Below are 17549 nucleotides of genomic sequence, written 5' to 3'. Positions count from 1 at the left end.
GAATTCATTATTGCTTGCTTAATCTTTACACTAAGCTTACTTCTGTCTTGAAACACCTCTCGTTACGAAAACTTAAAATGCGATTGATCCTCAACAATATACGATTTCACATTATACCTCTCACAAAGTACCCTGCCTTCAATATCAGAATCACCCCATCTATCATTATGCATAATGTTTACTTTATAATCATCTACAGTTTCACTATTACGAGCAATTGCATCTGTAAACCACTTTTGCGGATTGTTTTGTGCAAATTCTTTACAATCTTTTCGCAACTGCTCTATATTAACTTTGATTCCCTGCTGCTGTTCCAGACCTTGCCTGAACGAGTCAAAAAAACAGCTTCCATCATCAATTGCTTGTCCTAAATGGAAATCATCAGGATAAAGTTTACTACTTGCAGGAGCCATTTCTTGTGCCCTGGACCCCTAAACCTTTTCGCGCTTTTAACATCGTAAAAGTTGCTTGGCAGTGTCCATTTCTTAGCTGTAGTTATAGTTTTTCCTCCTAATATAAGCTATATACCACTATACTAACAAAATTGTTAATAAGTAGACAATCAAGTATAGCAAAAATTTTTAAATTATGCAAGAATTAGAATTTATATAGTGAACATGAGCTTTAACTGTGGCATAGTAGGACTGCCAAATATAGGAAAATCAACTTTATTTAACGCGCTCACACAATCAAGTGCAGCCAAAGCTGCAAATTATCCTTTTTGTACAATTGAGTCCAATATTGGCAAAGTGCCAATAAGAGATCAACGCTTAAAACAAATCGCAGCGATTGCCAACTCAGAAAAGATAATTTACAATCAATTAGAGGTTGTAGACATTGCAGGCTTGGTAAAAGGCGCGAGCAAAGGTGAAGGACTCGGTAATAAGTTTCTAAGTCATATCAGAGAAGTTGATGTTATCGTTCACTTGCTCAGATGCTTCACAGATAATGATATCAGCCACGTACATAATAAGATAGATCCAATATCGGATGCTGAAGTAGTAGAAATGGAACTAGTCCTAGCTGATATTGATAGCATAGAAAAAAGGCTACCTCAGCTGGAAAAGAAAGCAAAGCAAGTTGATAAAGAGCTAAAGAAACAACTTGACTTAATGCAAGAAGTCTTAGCTACTTTAAAACTCGGTAAACCTGCAAGAAGCTTGAAGCATATCGATAAAGATGAGATGAAATCGCTTCAATTGCTGACAACAAAGCCTGTTATGTACGTCTGTAATGTTGAAGATACAAATATCACAGCTGGCAATGAATTATCTAAAAAAGTAGAAAAGATGGCAGAAGAGAACAAGAGCAAGTTTTATTGTATCTCAGCAAAACTTGAAGCAGAGATTGCAAGTCTTGAAAACGAAGAAGAAAAACAGAGTTTTTTGTCAGAGTTTGGCTCGCAAGAGTCAGGGCTCGATGGAGTAGCGCGTATTATGTATGAAGTGCTGAGTATGATAACTTTCTTTACTGTAGGGCCAAAAGAAGCACGTGCATGGCCAGTAAAGATAGGATCAACAGCTAATAAAGCAGCAGGTGTGATCCACACTGATTTTGAGAAAGGCTTTATAAAAGCAGAAACTATAAGTTTTGCAGACTATGTACAACATGGAAGCGAATCAGCCTGCAAAGAAGCAGGAAAAATTCGCTTTGAAGGCAGAGATTATATCGTGCAAGATGGCGACATAATGCACTTTAGGTTTAACATGTAGCAGACCACCTACCTCTTCTTAGCTAGCCTAGTTACTGACAGCAGTTCCTTGCTGAGGAGAGGAAATTCCTTCTTCTACAGCTACTTCCTTATCAATAGCAGAGCTAGGTACACCGACAATAATATGCTCACGTGACTGTATATTCTCTTTCTCCTCACGTGGTGTTTGCTGGACTAGATATTCTCCTAAAACTTCAAGTAAAGTCTTGCCCCCTATAAGTGCAACTCCATTTTGCTTAGCTAGTTTTAAAATGTCCTTTGGTTCAACATCTTTACCATCAACCACTGACTTTTTAACACTAATCTGGCCAGAATTTACGCTTAAAACAACAGTACAGTTGAGATCTTTTTTAGACTCACCTTTTGCACTCCAACTAACTTCAATGTCACATATTGCAAATTTTGTAAAGGAGTAGTTCCTCTGTTGTTTCTCACTTTTCTCAATTGTTACTACTCTTTTACCATTACTATATATTTTTGCTCTTTTTACTTCGCTTTTTTCTTCTTCAATTCTTTTAATCTTTCTGCTAAAAAAGCTGCTGGTTTCTAAAGTCTGTCCAGGTTTAGTAATGTTAATATTAAGGTTCTCATGAATGTTGCGGTTGTGCCCTGGACACGCTACATGATATCCATTAAAGAAAGCTGTCAGATCACTATTTAAAAACTCTTTTGCATCATTTACCCCTTGCCTAATTCTATCCAAATATATCTTCATCCTCTCGCTAAACTTCTCTCTGGCTTGGGCATTACACTTCTTACTTATTATGTCCATTATTTCTTTTTCCTTATAAAATACCACATCGATAAAGAGGAAAACATTCTTCTTTCTTCCATAATATTTTGCTATTTTATCGAACGGGTTCGCTTCTTTACCTTCATTATAATTTATGACGTTCAAAGCATCATTACATGGATTGTTCTCAAAATCCAATTCTTCAAAATCCGATAATATGTTCTGTATCTCAAGATTGTCATCAAATTTATGCTTACCCTGAGAAGTCTCTTGTAAAATCAGGTTTTCTTGAGAGTTGAACATTATGCCCCCTTATATTTCCAACATAAAAGTAGTATACTTAATACTTGTATTCTGTAAAGCTAAAATTTAGGTGTGTCAACACTAAAAAAAATTAGCATAAATTCTGCGTTGTTTGCAACTTTATCAGCTTGTTAGGCAGTATTATTAAAGAATTAGTTGAACAGATGTTATGATTAAATTTAACTCCATCCACAAGTTCTCCACTTGTTACTCCAGTTGCAATGAACACTGATTTGCTTCTTGCCATATCTTTTACGGTGTAGATTTTTTCTGGGTCATGGATATTCAAATTTTTTGCTCTTTCTTTTAACTGATCTGTATCAAATATCAACCTTCCCTCCATCTGTCCACTGATTGAGCTTAGCGCTGCAGCTGCAAGCACTCCTTCTGGCGCTCCTCCTGTTCCAATGTACATATCGTGATTGCCATTCACTAGTGAGACCACAGCAGCAATATCACCATCATCTATTAGTTTAATTTTTGCGCCTAACTTCCTGATTTTTTCTATTAATTCATCATGTCTTTCACGTTTAAGTATAGTCACTGTCAGGTCGCTTACTTTACATCCTTTCGCCTTGGCTAAATTATCCAAATTCTTTTCAATACTATTTTTTAATGAAACTACACCTTCTGGAAGATTTTTTCCTACTGCTATTTTTTCCATATAAACGTCAGGTGCGTACAAAAAATTACCTCTTTTTGTTGCAGCAAGAACGGACATTGCTCCTTGTTTATAATGAGCGCAAATCGCAGTGCCCTCAAGTGGATCAACGGCAATATCAATCTCAGGGACACTTCCTGTACCAACTTTTTCTCCGATATATAGCATCGGTGCTTCATCCCTCTCCCCCTCGCCGATCACAATCGTGCCATTTATTTCCATGGAGTTTAGCACTGTCCGCATCGCATCAACTGCAACCTGATCAGCCTTTTTTTCATCACCAAAGCCTATCAACTTATGTGCAGCAAGCGCTGCAGCTTCGGTTACTTTGACTAACTTATAAGCTAAATCTTCTATCATTTGCTAGAGATAAAGCATTTAATGTACATTATGCCACTTGAAACTGCAATATATTTTGACTGATTGCGGGGAAGTTGATATAATAAACTAACATGTAGTAGTGATGATATTAGGGAGTTATATTTGGATATAGATAAGATTTTAATAAGTGGTGATAGATACAATGATAAGGTTGCCAGCCTTAAAGATTTGCAAAGGGAGTTAATAAAGAAAAGCTAAGTTTAAAGAAGTTAACCTCCAAGGTGAATGTGAAGGGGGCCATTCATTAGGAGGTTTATTTCTAAAATGTGCAATCGAAGATAATAACTTATGCGTTGAGGGTTTTCTAATTACAAGTGGGTTTTCAAGCTTCCTCAACAAGAGCAAATGACTGCAGAGGTAAACGAGGAAGAGGAGCAAAAGACACTTAATATTGCAGGAAATAAAGCGGAAACTAGCTCGACAGATTATGATAACTTCAGGGATATTGAATTTACTTTGTCATACGATAAGATAAAGGAAATTGTAACCAAAAATCCCAACATAACTGTAAAGGAGTTTTACGAAAAGTTAAAAAAAGAGGTAGAAGCAAGCACAAATAAAGAAAGAAGTACAAAAATTTTTGGATTCATTTTCAGGTGCTGTCCATTCCGGAGCGAGTATTACCAGTAACTGTAGTGATTTCTAAAGGTTGCTAAATTGTTTGCAGGTTTAGACAACATAATCCATTTGAAAAGTCGGCCTTCCAAGGCTATATTGGATATAGTTGCAAAAAGTAAACAAGCCGATGTTGTAGAAATACTTTTGAAAACGGTAATAAGTTTGATGAGGAAGAAAAATTTAACGCTTTGTACCTTGCTATAATTCAAGATAATATCCAAGAAGTTAAGCCGTTCTTAGGTCGCGTAAGTGATGAAACCATGCTAGCGGTCTTAGAAAGTGACCATGTAAGACAGGCAAGAAGAAATCACTGAGGTGCTCTTAAACTTGATTACGCCAGAGACACCCAATGTAAATGAAAATGCTAACCCAACTAACAAATCAAGTGATAATAGGAGAACTAATAGCTTCACAAATACTCAATTTTCTCCATCAAATGAAGAGGAAACTAAATATAAAGAAAGCAAGGAGAATTTTTATACTTCATTAAGGAACGATATTATCGGAGTTGTTACTACAGGGTTATTCATTGCTGCTACTGTAATGGTCCCATCTATAGCTGGTGCAGTGGTTTGTGGTATTGTCGCTGCTTTAGTTCTAGTAGCTATTGGATTACATGTAAAAAATTCTACATTGCCAAGTTATAGAGAGATGGAAGAAAATAAAGTGGAACATGTAAATTTAGAAAATCATACAAGCGTTGTGACTTGAGAGATCAGAAAAGTAGCACGTAACGCTGAAATTTAATTTATTTAACATATTTAGATTTGACGCTAAATTGCGCTGCTACTAATTTCGCAATCGGTACTCTATAGGGTGAGCACGAAACGTAATCAACCCCTGATTTAATAAGAAACTCTATAGATTTTGGATCTGCTCCATGCTCTCCACATATGCCAAGTTTTATTTCTTTTCGAGTTTTTTTGCCTCTTTCAATGGCTACCTTGATTAACTCCCCTACCCCTTCAGTATCCAGCACTTCAAATGGATCGTTTTCGAATATGTTGTTTTCTTTATAGGAATCGAGAAAACTAACTGAATCATCCCTTGAGAGCCCCATGGTTGTTTGCGTTAAATCGTTAGTACCAAAACTAAAAAATTCTGCGTGTTTTGCTAATTTATCGGCAATCAGTGCTGCCCGTGGCAGTTCTATCATCGTTCCGATTGAATAAGCTTTGTCTGATGTCATTCCGGCGATGACAGAGGATTCTTTCTTTATTAACTCACATATCAGTACAAATTCTTTCTCATCCATGATAAGAGGAATCATAATTTCAGGCTTAATTTCTGCTTTTTTTGCTTTTCTTAGCTCATCTGCGGCGCTAAGTATTGTTCTAATCTGCATGCTATATATTTCAGGATGAGAAATGGCAAGCCTGCAGCCTCGGTGACCAAGCATTGGATTTTTTTCTGACAACTGTGCTATTTTATTTTTTACTAATTCAACTGGCTTATTCAGCGATTTAGCGATTTTTTCTATGGTGAACTGGTTGTTAGGTAAAAACTCATGCAGAGGTGGATCAAGCAAACGTATGGTAACCTCCTTGTTCTCCATAATAGAAAATATCTCTTTGAAATCAGACTTTTGCATTTCTTCTAATTTGCTCAATGCACTCGCTCTTTCGATCTTATCGTCAGCTATTATCAGTTTTTGAATGAACTCAATTCTGTTACTAGCAAAAAACATGTGTTCGGTACGGCATAAGCCTATACCTTCCGCGCCAAATTCTTTAGCAATTCTTACATCTTTTGGAGTATCAGCATTTGCTCTCACCTTGATCGTTTTAATTTCATCTATCCAGTTGATTATTGCTTTGAATTCTTGCGATAACTCAGGCGAAATTGTAGGAAGAATGCCAAGCATCACCTCACCCTTTCCCCCATTGATGGTAATTGGCTCACCTTTATTTACTTTCGTATCCCCTACAGAAAAGAAATTTCCGTCTTTATCGATATATAGTCCACTTACACTGCAAATGCATGGCTTACCCATTCCACGGGTTACAACAGCAGCATGTGAAGTCATTCCTCCTCTCACCGTTATTATACCGCTTGCAGCATTCATTCCATTAATATCCTCAGGGCTTGTCTCTGATCTTACTAAAATTACTTTTTTACCCTGCTCTACAGCTTTTTCTGCATCATTTGGGCTGAACACTACATATCCCGAAGCCACACCTGGGGAAGCCGGAAGCCCCTTCCCTATTACTTTTTGATCACCCTTGACTTCAAGAACTGGATGCAGCAAGCCATCAAAAGTTTTTGGATTAATTCTCAATATTCCTTCTTCTTTTGTAATCGTTCCTTCGTTCACCATATCAACTATTATGCGCACAGTAGCCTCATCTGTACGTTTACCAGACCTAGTCTGCAAAATCCACAACTTGCCGTTCTGCACAGTAAATTCAACATCTTGCATATCTTTATAGTGCCTTTCAAGCTTTTCACATACATCGCACAATTCTCGGTACACACTTGGCATCAATTTCTCCATGGTATTTTCTTGCTTCCCGTCAACTGGCATAGGGGTGTAAATACCGGAGACCACGTCCTCGCCTTGAGCATTGACCAAAAATTCACCAAAACACTTTTTCTCCCCAGTTGCAGGATTACGCGTAAATATCACACCGGTTGCAGAATTGTTGTTCAGATTACCAAAAACCATTGCTTGTACATTGACTGCAGTTCCAAGGGTTTCAGGAATGTTATTTATTTTTCTATAGGAAACAGCTCTGTCGTTCTGCCAAGAAGCAAACACCGCATTTACTGAGCTGAGCAACTGTTCTTCAACGTTCTGCGGGAAATGTCCTGCAGTTTTTTCATATACTATCTTTTTGAAATCTTCAACGATCTTTCTTAAGACATCAACATCAAGACCAGCTAAACTTTTTGCACCATTTTTTTGTTGTTCGTTATCAATAACGCTTTGAAACAGGTGATGATCAAGCTGTAGCACAACGTTAGAATACATTGTAATAAAACGGCAGTAGCTATCATAGGCAAAACGTTCTCCACTTTTTTTTGCAAGTCCAACAACGGTTGTATCGTTTAAGCCAACATTTAGGATTGTATCAAGCATACCTGGCATTGAATTGACGCAACCAGAGCGTATGGAAACTAGTAAAGGGTTATCTGAGTCCCCGAATTTACAACCGATATCATTTTCAAGAATCGCTAGGTATTTTTTGATTTCGTTAACCAGATCGTCAGGCAATCTATTGCTCTGGTGATAGTCCTTGCAAACAGAAGTGGAGATTGTAAAACCAGGTGGAACGGAAATACCAATGTTGCACATTTCCGCTAAATTTGCTCCCTTTCCTCCCAGCAGATTTTTCATTTCTGCATTGCCTTCACATTTGCTTTGGCTAAAGTAATATATTAACTTTTCTTCCATTGTTTCTCCGGATTTTCACTAATAAACACATTATACGTATGATTCCAACAAATTTGCCAGGACTTGAAATTATAGGGTAATAAATTTTGCAAAATTTGGCAATAGCGTTTCTTATGGTAATAAGTAAAGTCAACCGATGAATTATTATCAATAAGAATATATAATATAGAGATATTTTAAAAATTTTTTCATGGCTTTTTCTAACTTGGAAAATGAGTATGTAGCTGAAGATACCAACTACATGTTTTTAGTAGAAATGACTTTTATAAGGCTATAAAAACACGAATTTCAATACTTCATCTTGGATTATCCACTTCAAGGTTTAAGTCTTTAACGTAGATATGCCTGGCTCATCTACCACCTCTAGTAGCTTGCCAAGTCTATGTTCTATTTTTGTCTCAAATTTAAAGCCCAATTTTTCACAAGCTCTTTGAAAATACTCAATAATAATATTGAATAAATTCTTACCATCTATTTTGTAGTTTTTTAGTTCTCTAGGAACAGTAAGAGGTACTTTACCTTCTTCATATGTCACACTTTCACCTCACATCTTAGTTTAAACTCCACTGAATTTTGTAGATCGCATATAAAACCTTTGTGGTTATCATATATGCCTTTATTTGTACTAAAATTGAATTTCAGACAATTAGGATCATCACAACTCATATAAATCATTTCTCTGCAGAAGAGATTTTGGACTTTTAAGGAACACGTGTCTGATAGTGCTTGACACTGAAAAGAAAAGAATTTCATGTACCCAGACCTGTTATAATAAATTATTAATTCTTCCATAATAGAGTTTGGAAATTTTTGCACCAGCATGCCAAAACATTTCTGTAAAAACTGCTTTAAGAAATAAACGATAATTCTCTTTTCCATTTTTATCTTGTAGAATTAGATTTTCATATTTCGAATACAACTCTTTAAATAGACTTCTTAGTTATTTCTTGTCCATTAACAGTCAGCTCTGGTTCTGCTATAAGGCTATTATACATTATGTTGTAAGAGCCATTCCAATCTTGCTTACTTTTTTCTTTTGCAGCTGTAAGATAAGAATACTCAGACTTCTCCGTTTGAACTTTCAACGCATAACTATTTCTCTCGACATGTTATACCTCTACCATTAATGTTATGTATACTAATTATAACACTAAATTTATTAAATTTTAATTACTCAAGACCTTCGCTTCTGTATTACTCAGCGAATCACCATAAGTGACTGCTCTAAAGAAAAATTGCTTATTTTTAGCTTACAGTCTAGAGACATCTGCTTTAAAGAATTTTCTATATTAGAAATAGAAAGCCCTTTAATAACTGTTATGCAAGCAATAACTTTTCCACTGCCATCTGGTCTACTTTCGCCTTTTCTAGTTTGCTGCTTAACTTTTGTTTACGGCATAACTTCTCCCTTTTACTCCAGGATAAATTATTTTTCCTACAACTTTAATAGGATCATAGTTCCCATTATTACAGCTGAACAAGAATAATTTGCATGTGCTTATTGGCCTATCATTTTTTGTAATCCTAGTATCAACTCCACGTAATGTGCTTGCTTGAGTCAAATTGAGAACGTTTATAGATTGTCCAACAAGTTGAAAAATTTCGATATCATATAGCTTTGGTATTCCCTCACTTTCGAGATTGAAAATGTGTCGAACCGCATCAAAATAATAACTAGAATCCTTATTTATTGCTTACTTACAATTGTCTATTGCATCTGACAAGCATCTTTTGAAGTGTGCTTTCACTTCATTAAAAATTTCCTTGTGACTTAGTATTTTACTTTTATACCTAGAAAAATTATCAACTATTACATCTGAATTGCCTATCACAATGCAATCGTTGTTAAAGCAAAACCCGAATGATTTTTTACATTCATCATAGTTACTATCTACCATATCTGCTACACTAAGGTGTATACAGTTCTCCTTTTTAGATCTGAGCATAATGCCCCTGATAAAGATGCACAGTATACCCTCGGTACCCAAGTTAAGTATTATTTGTGTTTCATCAGATAATTTTTTTGCGTGATTAGCCATTATCTTAATTGATTTTATGTTACCGCGCTAAAGTACAACAAATTTTCAATAAAATGCAAATAAAATGTCTGAATGCGTAATTTAAGTAGCTTTCAAGAGTTCAAATATTCCCGCTTCCACATTACTCAACGAACCACCATGAGTGACTGCTTTTAGGTAAAATTTTCTTTCTTGCTGCACTTTAAAAAATATTATTGAATCATCAAGCAGAACAAATTTTTCACTGCTGTGTTCTTGTACTCTTTAGTGCCTCTTGCCCTCTTATTAGGTCACTAAGCTTATATTTATTTTTATCTATAAGCTTAGCACTCTGGAATTTTATTACTTCTTTTCCAACTAGTGCTAACGCAACTGGGCCATGAATGACAGCTTAGCAAAACGCAGCACTACTATAATTTCCTCATTTGTAGACTCCATTACATACCCGTAAGTGGACTGCCCATTTGTGCTTGCAACAGGATTGTAATCTTTCTAATTCCCTTCCTCACCAGCTAAAATAAAGCTTACAATACTACCTTTAATATAAGGTAAATTAATCATTTTTACGATAGTCTCGCTTATGCAAAAGGAGGGTATTCTTTTAGCATAGGCGACCTCGTTGAAAGATAATAGAGAATTCGTATATAGAGTGGTCATAAACCAACACCAATCATTTGAATGGCCATGCTTCTAAATTTTACCTTTACGATTCTTACCGTGTGTCTTTTCTCACCGTATAAAATTGCTATAACATCACCTAGCACAAGCCATGCATATTTTATCGGCAGCTTTAAATTGTATATATTTCTCTCTTGTCACGAAAAATAAAGCAAAACTTCAGCTATATCTTGCGTCTCTCCTTCCTTCATGATTAGCGGTATTTCAACCGTTGCAGCATTGTCCTGCTTTGGCAGCTCGGCATACTTCACATCAATTAGATAACCAAAATTGCGGTTAAAATAAACAACGTCGACCTTATTGTTCAAATCCCCAGCTGACTGGCGCCCACAAGTTATATTGGCTTTGAGCTGTGATTGAAAACAATTTCATCAACTGGTATTTCAGTTGTAACTCCCCTACCATTTTGAGCAAATTTTAGCTTAGAATTCCGTTCAACAACATCAAAAAAATAGTAACTTTGCAGCATCTCAATAATTGAACGTATCGACTGTTGATCATTTGTTACATACACAGCGAACAATCCTTTAACGTCGCTTGTATCAGACTGATCGCTTTTTAAACCTGCCTTTTGCAATAGACAAGACAAAACGTAAGAAATATTAAGTTGCGAAATTTTTCCCTCAGTTCAATGCCCTGACTGCTATAACTGGCAGTCAGCACACATATCACATAAACTGGGAAAATAAGGAAACGGTCTTGCACCCCATACCCAGGGAAACATTTTTCCACCATTTCCAAATTTTGCCACTTTCTTAGCATTTCTTCGATTACAGTTTTCTGTGCAAGAGAGCTCACCTCACTATTGAATATCGAGGATATTTGCTCTCTATGTTGTTTTTATCAACAAACGCATTTTGCTCATTTAGTGCAGCCATTCATGCTAGAAAATCCATACTCGATGAACTATACTTTTTTTTCATCTTTGGTTGCCATTTTGTTTTGTTACCATCAGGATTTACGTGAGTTCTACTTCATCATTTTCCTTATGCTTTTTTAAGCATATTTGCTATCATTATACTTTACCCTCTCAGGGACGCTTTTTGAGTAATCATAGAAATGATCATACCCAACTTCACTACTCCAACCACCAACTATATCTTCCGCGGAATAGCCAAAAGGAGGCTCTGGAGCATCAGTGAGCGGGAAATAAGCATCCATGCCAACAACGTCGATATGCTACGAAGACCAAAGTTCATCGATATTATGCCAATCATCATTGAGTGGTATTCGTTCCAATCGGCAGCATAAGTTGCGGCCACTTCCTTCCCGAGCTGAAGTCTTATCTGCTTTGCAAGCTCAGCTAGCTCCATAACTGCAGGATAGTTGCCTTTTGCATTCTCTACTTTGGTTAGCTGTACAAATTCAGATCCAATGATAAACCCTTCCACTTTAGTCTATTTAGCAACGCTCACGTAATGTTCTATGAATTTGTTATACTAACTCTTAAAAAAATTGCTTATATCTTCAGGAGTCCCGCTCAATTTTCCTCGCCACTCTTTGTTTTCTGTGTTGAGCAAGGGCGTTGGATAGCGCATCACCTTATCATCTTTTGAAATTAGCTGAGCATTATCTCTGGTAATACTTCCCTTTTGCAATCATCAGGCAATATTGCGGAATCATCTTGAAACTCAACTGCAGGATATATTTTGCAATCTTTAATATTCAGATTATTCATAAACCAGTTAACTACTACCGACGCCCACTCAACATTTGGCAAACCCTCTTTTAATTGATCCAAGAAAAGCATTGTGTCACTCTATTATTAGTAGTGATTATTGTGATTTGCCCTTTGCGCCAGTCCATATGGGATATATTGGCTACTGCTTATCCTTTCTCGTGCAATTTTTTTTCTGTATTTTCGTATCATACACAAACTCCCCCTGAATCTGGTATGATATTGATATCCCAAATATTCTCTACTAATGAAAATCCACTGGACTTCAATGTAGTTTGCACTTAAATGTAAATACCGAAACGCGATTGTTATAGTCCGCTAGAGGAAAATTTTTGATGACTATATTAAGATATTCCTCTGTAAGCTGCACATTTCCTTTTCCTTCGATTGATGACATAAATGGATCATAATTTTGGTCTTCTGTACTACAGTAAAAAGCATAATCTATTTCATCAAAACTAAATAACGTTGTATCCGCCCAGATTCTATTTAACTTTTCCACTTTTCCTTTGCAGATTGTAATTGTAAACGTTGCATAGCAGTTATACGCAGCATTCATACCTATTCCGGTTTTATTTCTGGTGGTTACTACTTCCTCTTTCAATCGACTGTACCCAAATAGTATTACCCGCAACGTAAGCAGTGCCATAGATAATTGGAATTGTTCTGCCATAGATTGAGGTTTGAACTTGCAGATTTTTCAGCCTTGCTCTATGTGTTACCTTTTGCTCGGCATCCAAACTAAAAATTGCATTATCGAACTGCGCACCAAGAATAGCCCCGAATTCTGAACCAATAATCTGGTCAATTGGACCAAAATACTACCAGCTTTAACCTAAAATTGATGACAAAATTATTGTAGACATATAATCCTCCTTTTGATGGACTTTTTTGCAATTGTTGAGCCAGTGTATTGTAGTGCCAAAGTCATGAAAGTAGCCTAATGATGTTACCCCCACATGATGTCATTCCAGTGCTCCAACACTGGGATCCAGTTCTCCATAAAAATGGTGCATTTTAACATAGTTTTTATGCTCACCTACTTGATAAAATTCCAGGTTCCAGCGTTACGTACTGGAATGACAGGTCTATAGGTGTTATTCAATGCCTTCCTTGTCATCCAAGTAGCTAACACTGGGATTCTTGATACTACTTTAGTAAAAAATATTTAAGAAATTTACCAAATGAGAAAAAAGGTAAAAGAAACCCCGAGTGGCAAGTTTTGACTCTATAATACTTTAAATTGGCGTTATAATAATTTGCTGACGCTTAGTTTAAGCGCGACTTGGCTGAACGTAGAAAAAGTGAAAAGGACATTCAGCCGCTATAATTTGATACAACCCACCAAAAAATACCCTGAGTTTTCTACTGCATTTTGTCATTGAGCCTGGAGATTAAAAACAAGTTTTCAATCAGAAACATCCTTGCTGTTATAAAGGGAGTTGAAAGAATTTTTCAAGTAAATTTTGCATTTAATCTATCTACTTTTGAATAAACTTCATTTGCATTTCCTGTATACTATCCTCTATTTGCTTTATTTGTTCTATTAATCTTTCCTCTAGGCCAAAATTACCGCCTAGCCTTGCTCTGATTTTTTCTTCTTGCAACACGTTTAGTTCTTTCCGTAACACTATGTTATTCCATGCAATTTCTGCTGATTCCCTCTCGTTTAATTGGCTATTTAATACGCTAGTTTTTTCAAATATAAACCTTACGGTTTCAATATTATTGGACTGCTCAAATTCTCGTAATAAAGCCTCCTTATTGAGTTCTCGGCCATTATTTGCCACATCAGTTATCTGCTGTTGTAATTTTTTCATCTTGGCATTGGTAAACTCAAAATGAGAAAATTGCTCAAAAAATATAGGATGGGTTAAGATCTCGGGGAATTCTACTACTATACGTAGAATTATGGCTTGATTTTGCTCTGCTTCAATTAGCTCTGGAGATTTGCTGCGCATATATTCACCTTTCATTGCTCTAATTTTACTGCCAAAAATCTGCTTTTTGAAGCTTCTTCTCAGTTCACTGGCCTTATTGTAAAAATAATCTCTATAATACCTTCTAATACTGCTGTTACCAATAGCATTGACATATTCCATGAATTTGTGCTCAAGAACTGAATATTTTTCTGGAGCAAGGTTTTCGTAGCTCTGTAGGCTACTATTGACTATGTGATGCCATAAATATTCAGAGTGCAGTTCTGTTGAACGGTTAAGCGCAGAAAGTACGTCTTCCTTCTTATATTCTAGCTCATTGCATATATCATATGGGTCTTTATCGCTCGGCAAAGTCACAAACTTTAATGTATACCCAGGCTCCAATATTGACAGGGCAAATTCCGCAATCCGGGTAGTGGCACGATGTCCAGCACTATCGCCATCCATACAGATTGAGATTTCTTTAGCAAATCTCCATAGATTTTTTATCTGCTCTGCAGAAATTGAAGTGCCAAGCGGGGCAACTGTATTGCTAATTCCTGCTTGATGTAGTGCTATTACATCCATATACCCTTCAACAACAAATATGTGTTGTTTTTTGCGTATTTCGTTTAAGGCAAGGTTTAGCCCGTATAAATTCTCCCTCTTTTTGAAGAGCCGACTCCCTGGGCTGTTTAAATACTTTGGCTGTTGCTCAAAGCTCAGTGCACGTCCACCAAAACCAATAACTTTGCCCGCGATGTTGTGTATAGGAAATATCAGCCGATCATAGAAATAATCACAAGAATTCTTATTTATTAATCCGACATCGGTCAAAATTTTATCTTCAACATCTGAGGAGTTTAAATATTCCTTCAAGCCAGAGCTTGGCGCATAACCTATCTTAAATTTATCTATGATTTCAGGCGAAATCTTGCGTTGCTTTAAATAGTCTATAACACCTTGTTTTTTTTGTACAAACCAGTTTGCGGCTAAATTCAGCGTTGAAAACAATTTATCATTTTCTTTGGTAATATTGAGGTTTTTAGGTAACTCAACACCTGCAACTGATGCTAGCCTTTCCAACACTTCTTTAAAGCTTAAGCCTTCAGTTTGTGAAATAAACTCAAATACATCGCCATGGGCTAAGCAGCCAAAACAGTGATACGATCCCCTAGTGTTATTTACAAAAAAAGACGGCGTTTTTTCATTATGAAATGGGCAAAGTCCCACGAAATTATCCCCGCTTTTTATCAGCCTAACTTTCTTACCTACTATGTCAGATAGTAACAGTCTTGATTTTATAATATCTATGTAATTCATCTTACTTGTCGAATGAGTTGTAGGATAAAAATTATACAGAATTTATGCTGTCCTGACCCGAAATTTATTTCAAGCTCCAAAGATCAGGAGCACTAAATGGCTTGACAAAAAACTCAAAATAAATTACCTATATTAGATACTTTTAAGTCATAGTTCTTATATGTCAGATGTAATATCAATTGCCTCGGACCACGCCGGTTATCAATTAAAATCAGAGATAAAGCTTTACCTGGAAACCTTGGGTTATGCAGTGATAGATTGCGGCTGCACTGCTAAGCAAAAGAGTGTAGATTATCCAGACTATGCTGTCAAAGTTGTAGAAGATATAACGAACAAAAAAGCAAATTATGGGGTATTAATTTGCGGTACAGGACTCGGTATGAGTACCTTAGCGAATCGTTTTGAAGGAATCTACGCCGCTTTATGTAATAGTGTTGAGATTGCAAAATTGGCTCGCGAGCATGGCAATGCAAATGTACTGTGTCTTGGCGCGGGGTTTACTGCAAGTAGATTAGCGAAAGACATAGTCAAGCAATTCCTCGAAACAGAGTTTTCAAAAGAAAGTAGACATAAAAAACGCCTTGATAAACTCAGCAATATAACTTCTTCTAGTAAAAAAAGAAAACACAAACTTATAACGAAGATGAAGTACCAAAATTCGCTAAAATGGCAGGAGAGTGGTGGGATGAAAATGGCAAATTCAAGGCATTACACATGATGAATCCTGTGAGAGTATCATACATTATTGAGAAAATAAAAGAGTTAAAAAAATGCGATTTAAAGGAATTATCATTGCTTGATGTTGGCTGTGGTGGCGGTATTTTGTCAGAGTCAATGGCTCGGGTTGGCATTAGCGTTGCAGGAATAGATGTGTGCGAAGAAAACATAAAAGTGGCGCAGTCACACGCGAAAAAAGTGGGATTAAATATAGAGTATACGCATACCAGCATTGAAGAACTGAAAAATGACAAAAGATATGATGTGATTCTACTTACAGAAGTAGTTGAGCATGTAGAAAATTTAGAGCTTTTCATGAAAAAAGCGATAGGACTACTAAAACCAGAGGGACTGATTTTTATATCGACAATAAATAGAACTATCAAATCCTTTTGTCTTGCAATAATTGGTGCAGAGTACATACTAAACTGGCTGCCGAAAGGCACGCATAACTGGAAAAAATTTCTTAAGCCATCAGAAATTGCAAACCACTTAAAAGAAAATAATGTCACACTACAAAACATGGCTGGCATAGAGTATAACGTAATAAAACGTGAGTGGAATTTAACTAAAGGTGTGGACGTGAATTATATACTTTGTGGGGAACTCTGCTAGACTCAATGCATAGTAGACCTTTAATATAATAAGGTTTTTTCATATAAAGTACTACATTGCCACACTCTTGAAAGATTCTTAGCTTTGATTAGTGATTGTAGAGCCAGAGGACAACAAATATATTGTCCCTTATTATGTTTGTCAGGAGATATACCACACTGTTCAACCACAAGTCTATGCCCAGTAACAGCAACACATTTTCCACTATCCAATGTTTGTCCTCTCTTAAGACAACAAACCTCTTTTTCTGTTACCGCTTTTGTAATCTGGGGACCACCAAAAAACACAGCAATAAACACAACAAGCGAAAAAAGTGCAGGTCAGGGCACTCTGCCAAATATTGCAAGCAAGCTTACGCCAATTATCACCACTGTGATCATTGGCACACCCATTCCATGAATGTAGCGTATTGAATTACGCATTACATCTGTTGCTCCATCAGCGTGTGCGTCAGATACATGGGAGAAAATCAACACTATAAGTAAAATTTTAAGAGAATTTTCTACTATTCTTTACAATAATCTCTGTTTTTTTACGTTCTATTATTCCTTATTATGGTAAATTAAAAAGTTTCCCTACGATTAGAGACTTAGCGAACTTGTTATGTATCTTGTTTGAGTCCCTAATAATGAAAGTTGGCATAACCCTTATGCTTAAGAAATTTATCAAACGAGAAAAAAAGCAAAAGAAGCCCTGCTCACTGTCTATTGTCAGTATTAGCGTTTTTATGTCTTAAACGTTGTAGTTTAGCTGCTTTTAAACGCAACTAGTCTAAGCTATAATATTTAAGAAATTTGCCA

General features: G+C 36.2%; 18 protein-coding genes and 1 pseudogene. 4 read left to right on the top strand and 15 right to left on the bottom strand.

The window, feature by feature from the left end; genetic code table 11:
* Positions 1-62 precede the first annotated feature (62 nt).
* Positions 63-413, bottom strand: a complete 351-nt coding sequence (locus tag IHO40_RS00895; RefSeq protein WP_225536316.1) for an OTU domain-containing protein — start codon at positions 411-413, stop codon at positions 63-65.
* Positions 414-617: 204 nt separating this feature from the next.
* Here IHO40_RS00895 and ychF point away from each other — a divergent pair, with 204 nt between their 5' ends.
* Positions 618-1712, top strand: a complete 1095-nt coding sequence (ychF, locus tag IHO40_RS00890) for a redox-regulated ATPase YchF (RefSeq protein WP_225536315.1) — start codon at positions 618-620, stop codon at positions 1710-1712.
* A 27-nt stretch (positions 1713-1739) separates the two neighbouring features.
* Here ychF and IHO40_RS00885 read toward each other — a convergent pair whose 3' ends face one another.
* Entirely contained in the window at positions 1740-2747 is a 1008-nt protein-coding gene (locus IHO40_RS00885) for a hypothetical protein (protein ID WP_225536314.1), read from the bottom strand.
* 91 nt (positions 2748-2838) lie between these two features.
* A complete protein-coding gene (glpX, locus tag IHO40_RS00880) occupies positions 2839-3765 on the bottom strand; it encodes a class II fructose-bisphosphatase (protein WP_225536333.1) in 927 nt (308 codons plus the stop codon).
* A 369-nt stretch (positions 3766-4134) separates the two neighbouring features.
* Between glpX and IHO40_RS00875 the strand changes: the two genes are divergently transcribed.
* Both IHO40_RS00875 and IHO40_RS00870 read left to right on the top strand, forming a co-directional pair.
* Positions 4135-4419, top strand: a complete 285-nt coding sequence (locus IHO40_RS00875; protein ID WP_225536313.1) for a hypothetical protein — start codon at positions 4135-4137, stop codon at positions 4417-4419.
* Between the two features lie 303 nt (positions 4420-4722).
* Positions 4723-5118: a hypothetical protein gene (locus IHO40_RS00870; protein WP_225536312.1), complete on the top strand. Its 396-nt coding sequence runs from the start codon at positions 4723-4725 to the stop codon at positions 5116-5118.
* Between the two features lie 37 nt (positions 5119-5155).
* On the opposite strand, the gene ppdK is transcribed toward IHO40_RS00870, so the two are convergent.
* From ppdK to dnaG, 11 genes are all read right to left on the bottom strand, one after another.
* Entirely contained in the window at positions 5156-7801 is a 2646-nt protein-coding gene (ppdK, locus tag IHO40_RS00865) for a pyruvate, phosphate dikinase (RefSeq protein ID WP_225536311.1), read from the bottom strand.
* A 322-nt stretch (positions 7802-8123) separates the two neighbouring features.
* On the bottom strand, positions 8124-8336 hold the full coding sequence (locus IHO40_RS00860; RefSeq protein WP_225536310.1) for a hypothetical protein: 213 nt from the start codon (positions 8334-8336) through the stop codon (positions 8124-8126).
* Between the two features lie 388 nt (positions 8337-8724).
* Positions 8725-8886 (bottom strand): hypothetical protein, encoded by a 162-nt coding sequence (locus tag IHO40_RS00855; protein WP_225536309.1) that lies wholly within the window; start codon positions 8884-8886, stop codon positions 8725-8727.
* Between the two features lie 609 nt (positions 8887-9495).
* On the bottom strand, positions 9496-9840 hold the full coding sequence (locus IHO40_RS00850) for a hypothetical protein (protein WP_225536308.1): 345 nt from the start codon (positions 9838-9840) through the stop codon (positions 9496-9498).
* Positions 9841-10060: 220 nt separating this feature from the next.
* Positions 10061-10162, bottom strand: a complete 102-nt coding sequence (locus IHO40_RS06220) for a hypothetical protein (protein ID WP_458695342.1) — start codon at positions 10160-10162, stop codon at positions 10061-10063.
* A 472-nt stretch (positions 10163-10634) separates the two neighbouring features.
* Positions 10635-10805, bottom strand: a complete 171-nt coding sequence (locus tag IHO40_RS00845) for a hypothetical protein (protein ID WP_225536307.1) — start codon at positions 10803-10805, stop codon at positions 10635-10637.
* Between the two features lie 26 nt (positions 10806-10831).
* On the bottom strand, positions 10832-11074 hold the full coding sequence (locus tag IHO40_RS00840; RefSeq protein ID WP_225536306.1) for a phage tail protein: 243 nt from the start codon (positions 11072-11074) through the stop codon (positions 10832-10834).
* Between the two features lie 517 nt (positions 11075-11591).
* Complete coding sequence (locus IHO40_RS00835) at positions 11592-11888, bottom strand: baseplate megatron protein TIM-barrel domain-containing protein (protein WP_225536305.1); 297 nt, start codon at positions 11886-11888, stop codon at positions 11592-11594.
* 167 nt (positions 11889-12055) lie between these two features.
* A complete protein-coding gene (locus IHO40_RS00830; RefSeq protein WP_225536304.1) occupies positions 12056-12238 on the bottom strand; it encodes a hypothetical protein in 183 nt (60 codons plus the stop codon).
* Positions 12239-12440: 202 nt separating this feature from the next.
* A complete protein-coding gene (locus IHO40_RS00825) occupies positions 12441-12848 on the bottom strand; it encodes a hypothetical protein (protein WP_225536303.1) in 408 nt (135 codons plus the stop codon).
* Between the two features lie 808 nt (positions 12849-13656).
* Positions 13657-15417, bottom strand: coding sequence for a DNA primase (gene dnaG, locus IHO40_RS00820; protein ID WP_225536302.1), 1761 nt, complete (start codon positions 15415-15417; stop codon positions 13657-13659).
* Positions 15418-15577: 160 nt separating this feature from the next.
* On the opposite strand from dnaG, the pseudogene ubiG reads away from it, so the two are divergent.
* Positions 15578-16749: pseudogene (ubiG, locus tag IHO40_RS05960) on the top strand (bifunctional 2-polyprenyl-6-hydroxyphenol methylase/3-demethylubiquinol 3-O-methyltransferase UbiG).
* Between the two features lie 320 nt (positions 16750-17069).
* Here the strand turns inward: ubiG and IHO40_RS00805 are convergent.
* On the bottom strand, positions 17070-17225 hold the full coding sequence (locus IHO40_RS00805) for a hypothetical protein (RefSeq protein ID WP_368666743.1): 156 nt from the start codon (positions 17223-17225) through the stop codon (positions 17070-17072).
* Positions 17226-17549: the final 324 nt, after the last annotated feature.

Origin of the sequence: Wolbachia endosymbiont of Mansonella ozzardi (genome assembly GCF_020278625.1) — a bacterium.
Taxonomy (GTDB): domain Bacteria; phylum Pseudomonadota; class Alphaproteobacteria; order Rickettsiales; family Anaplasmataceae; genus Wolbachia.
Note: the sequence above shows the minus strand (reverse complement) of the source record. Positions and strands in the feature narration are given on the sequence as shown.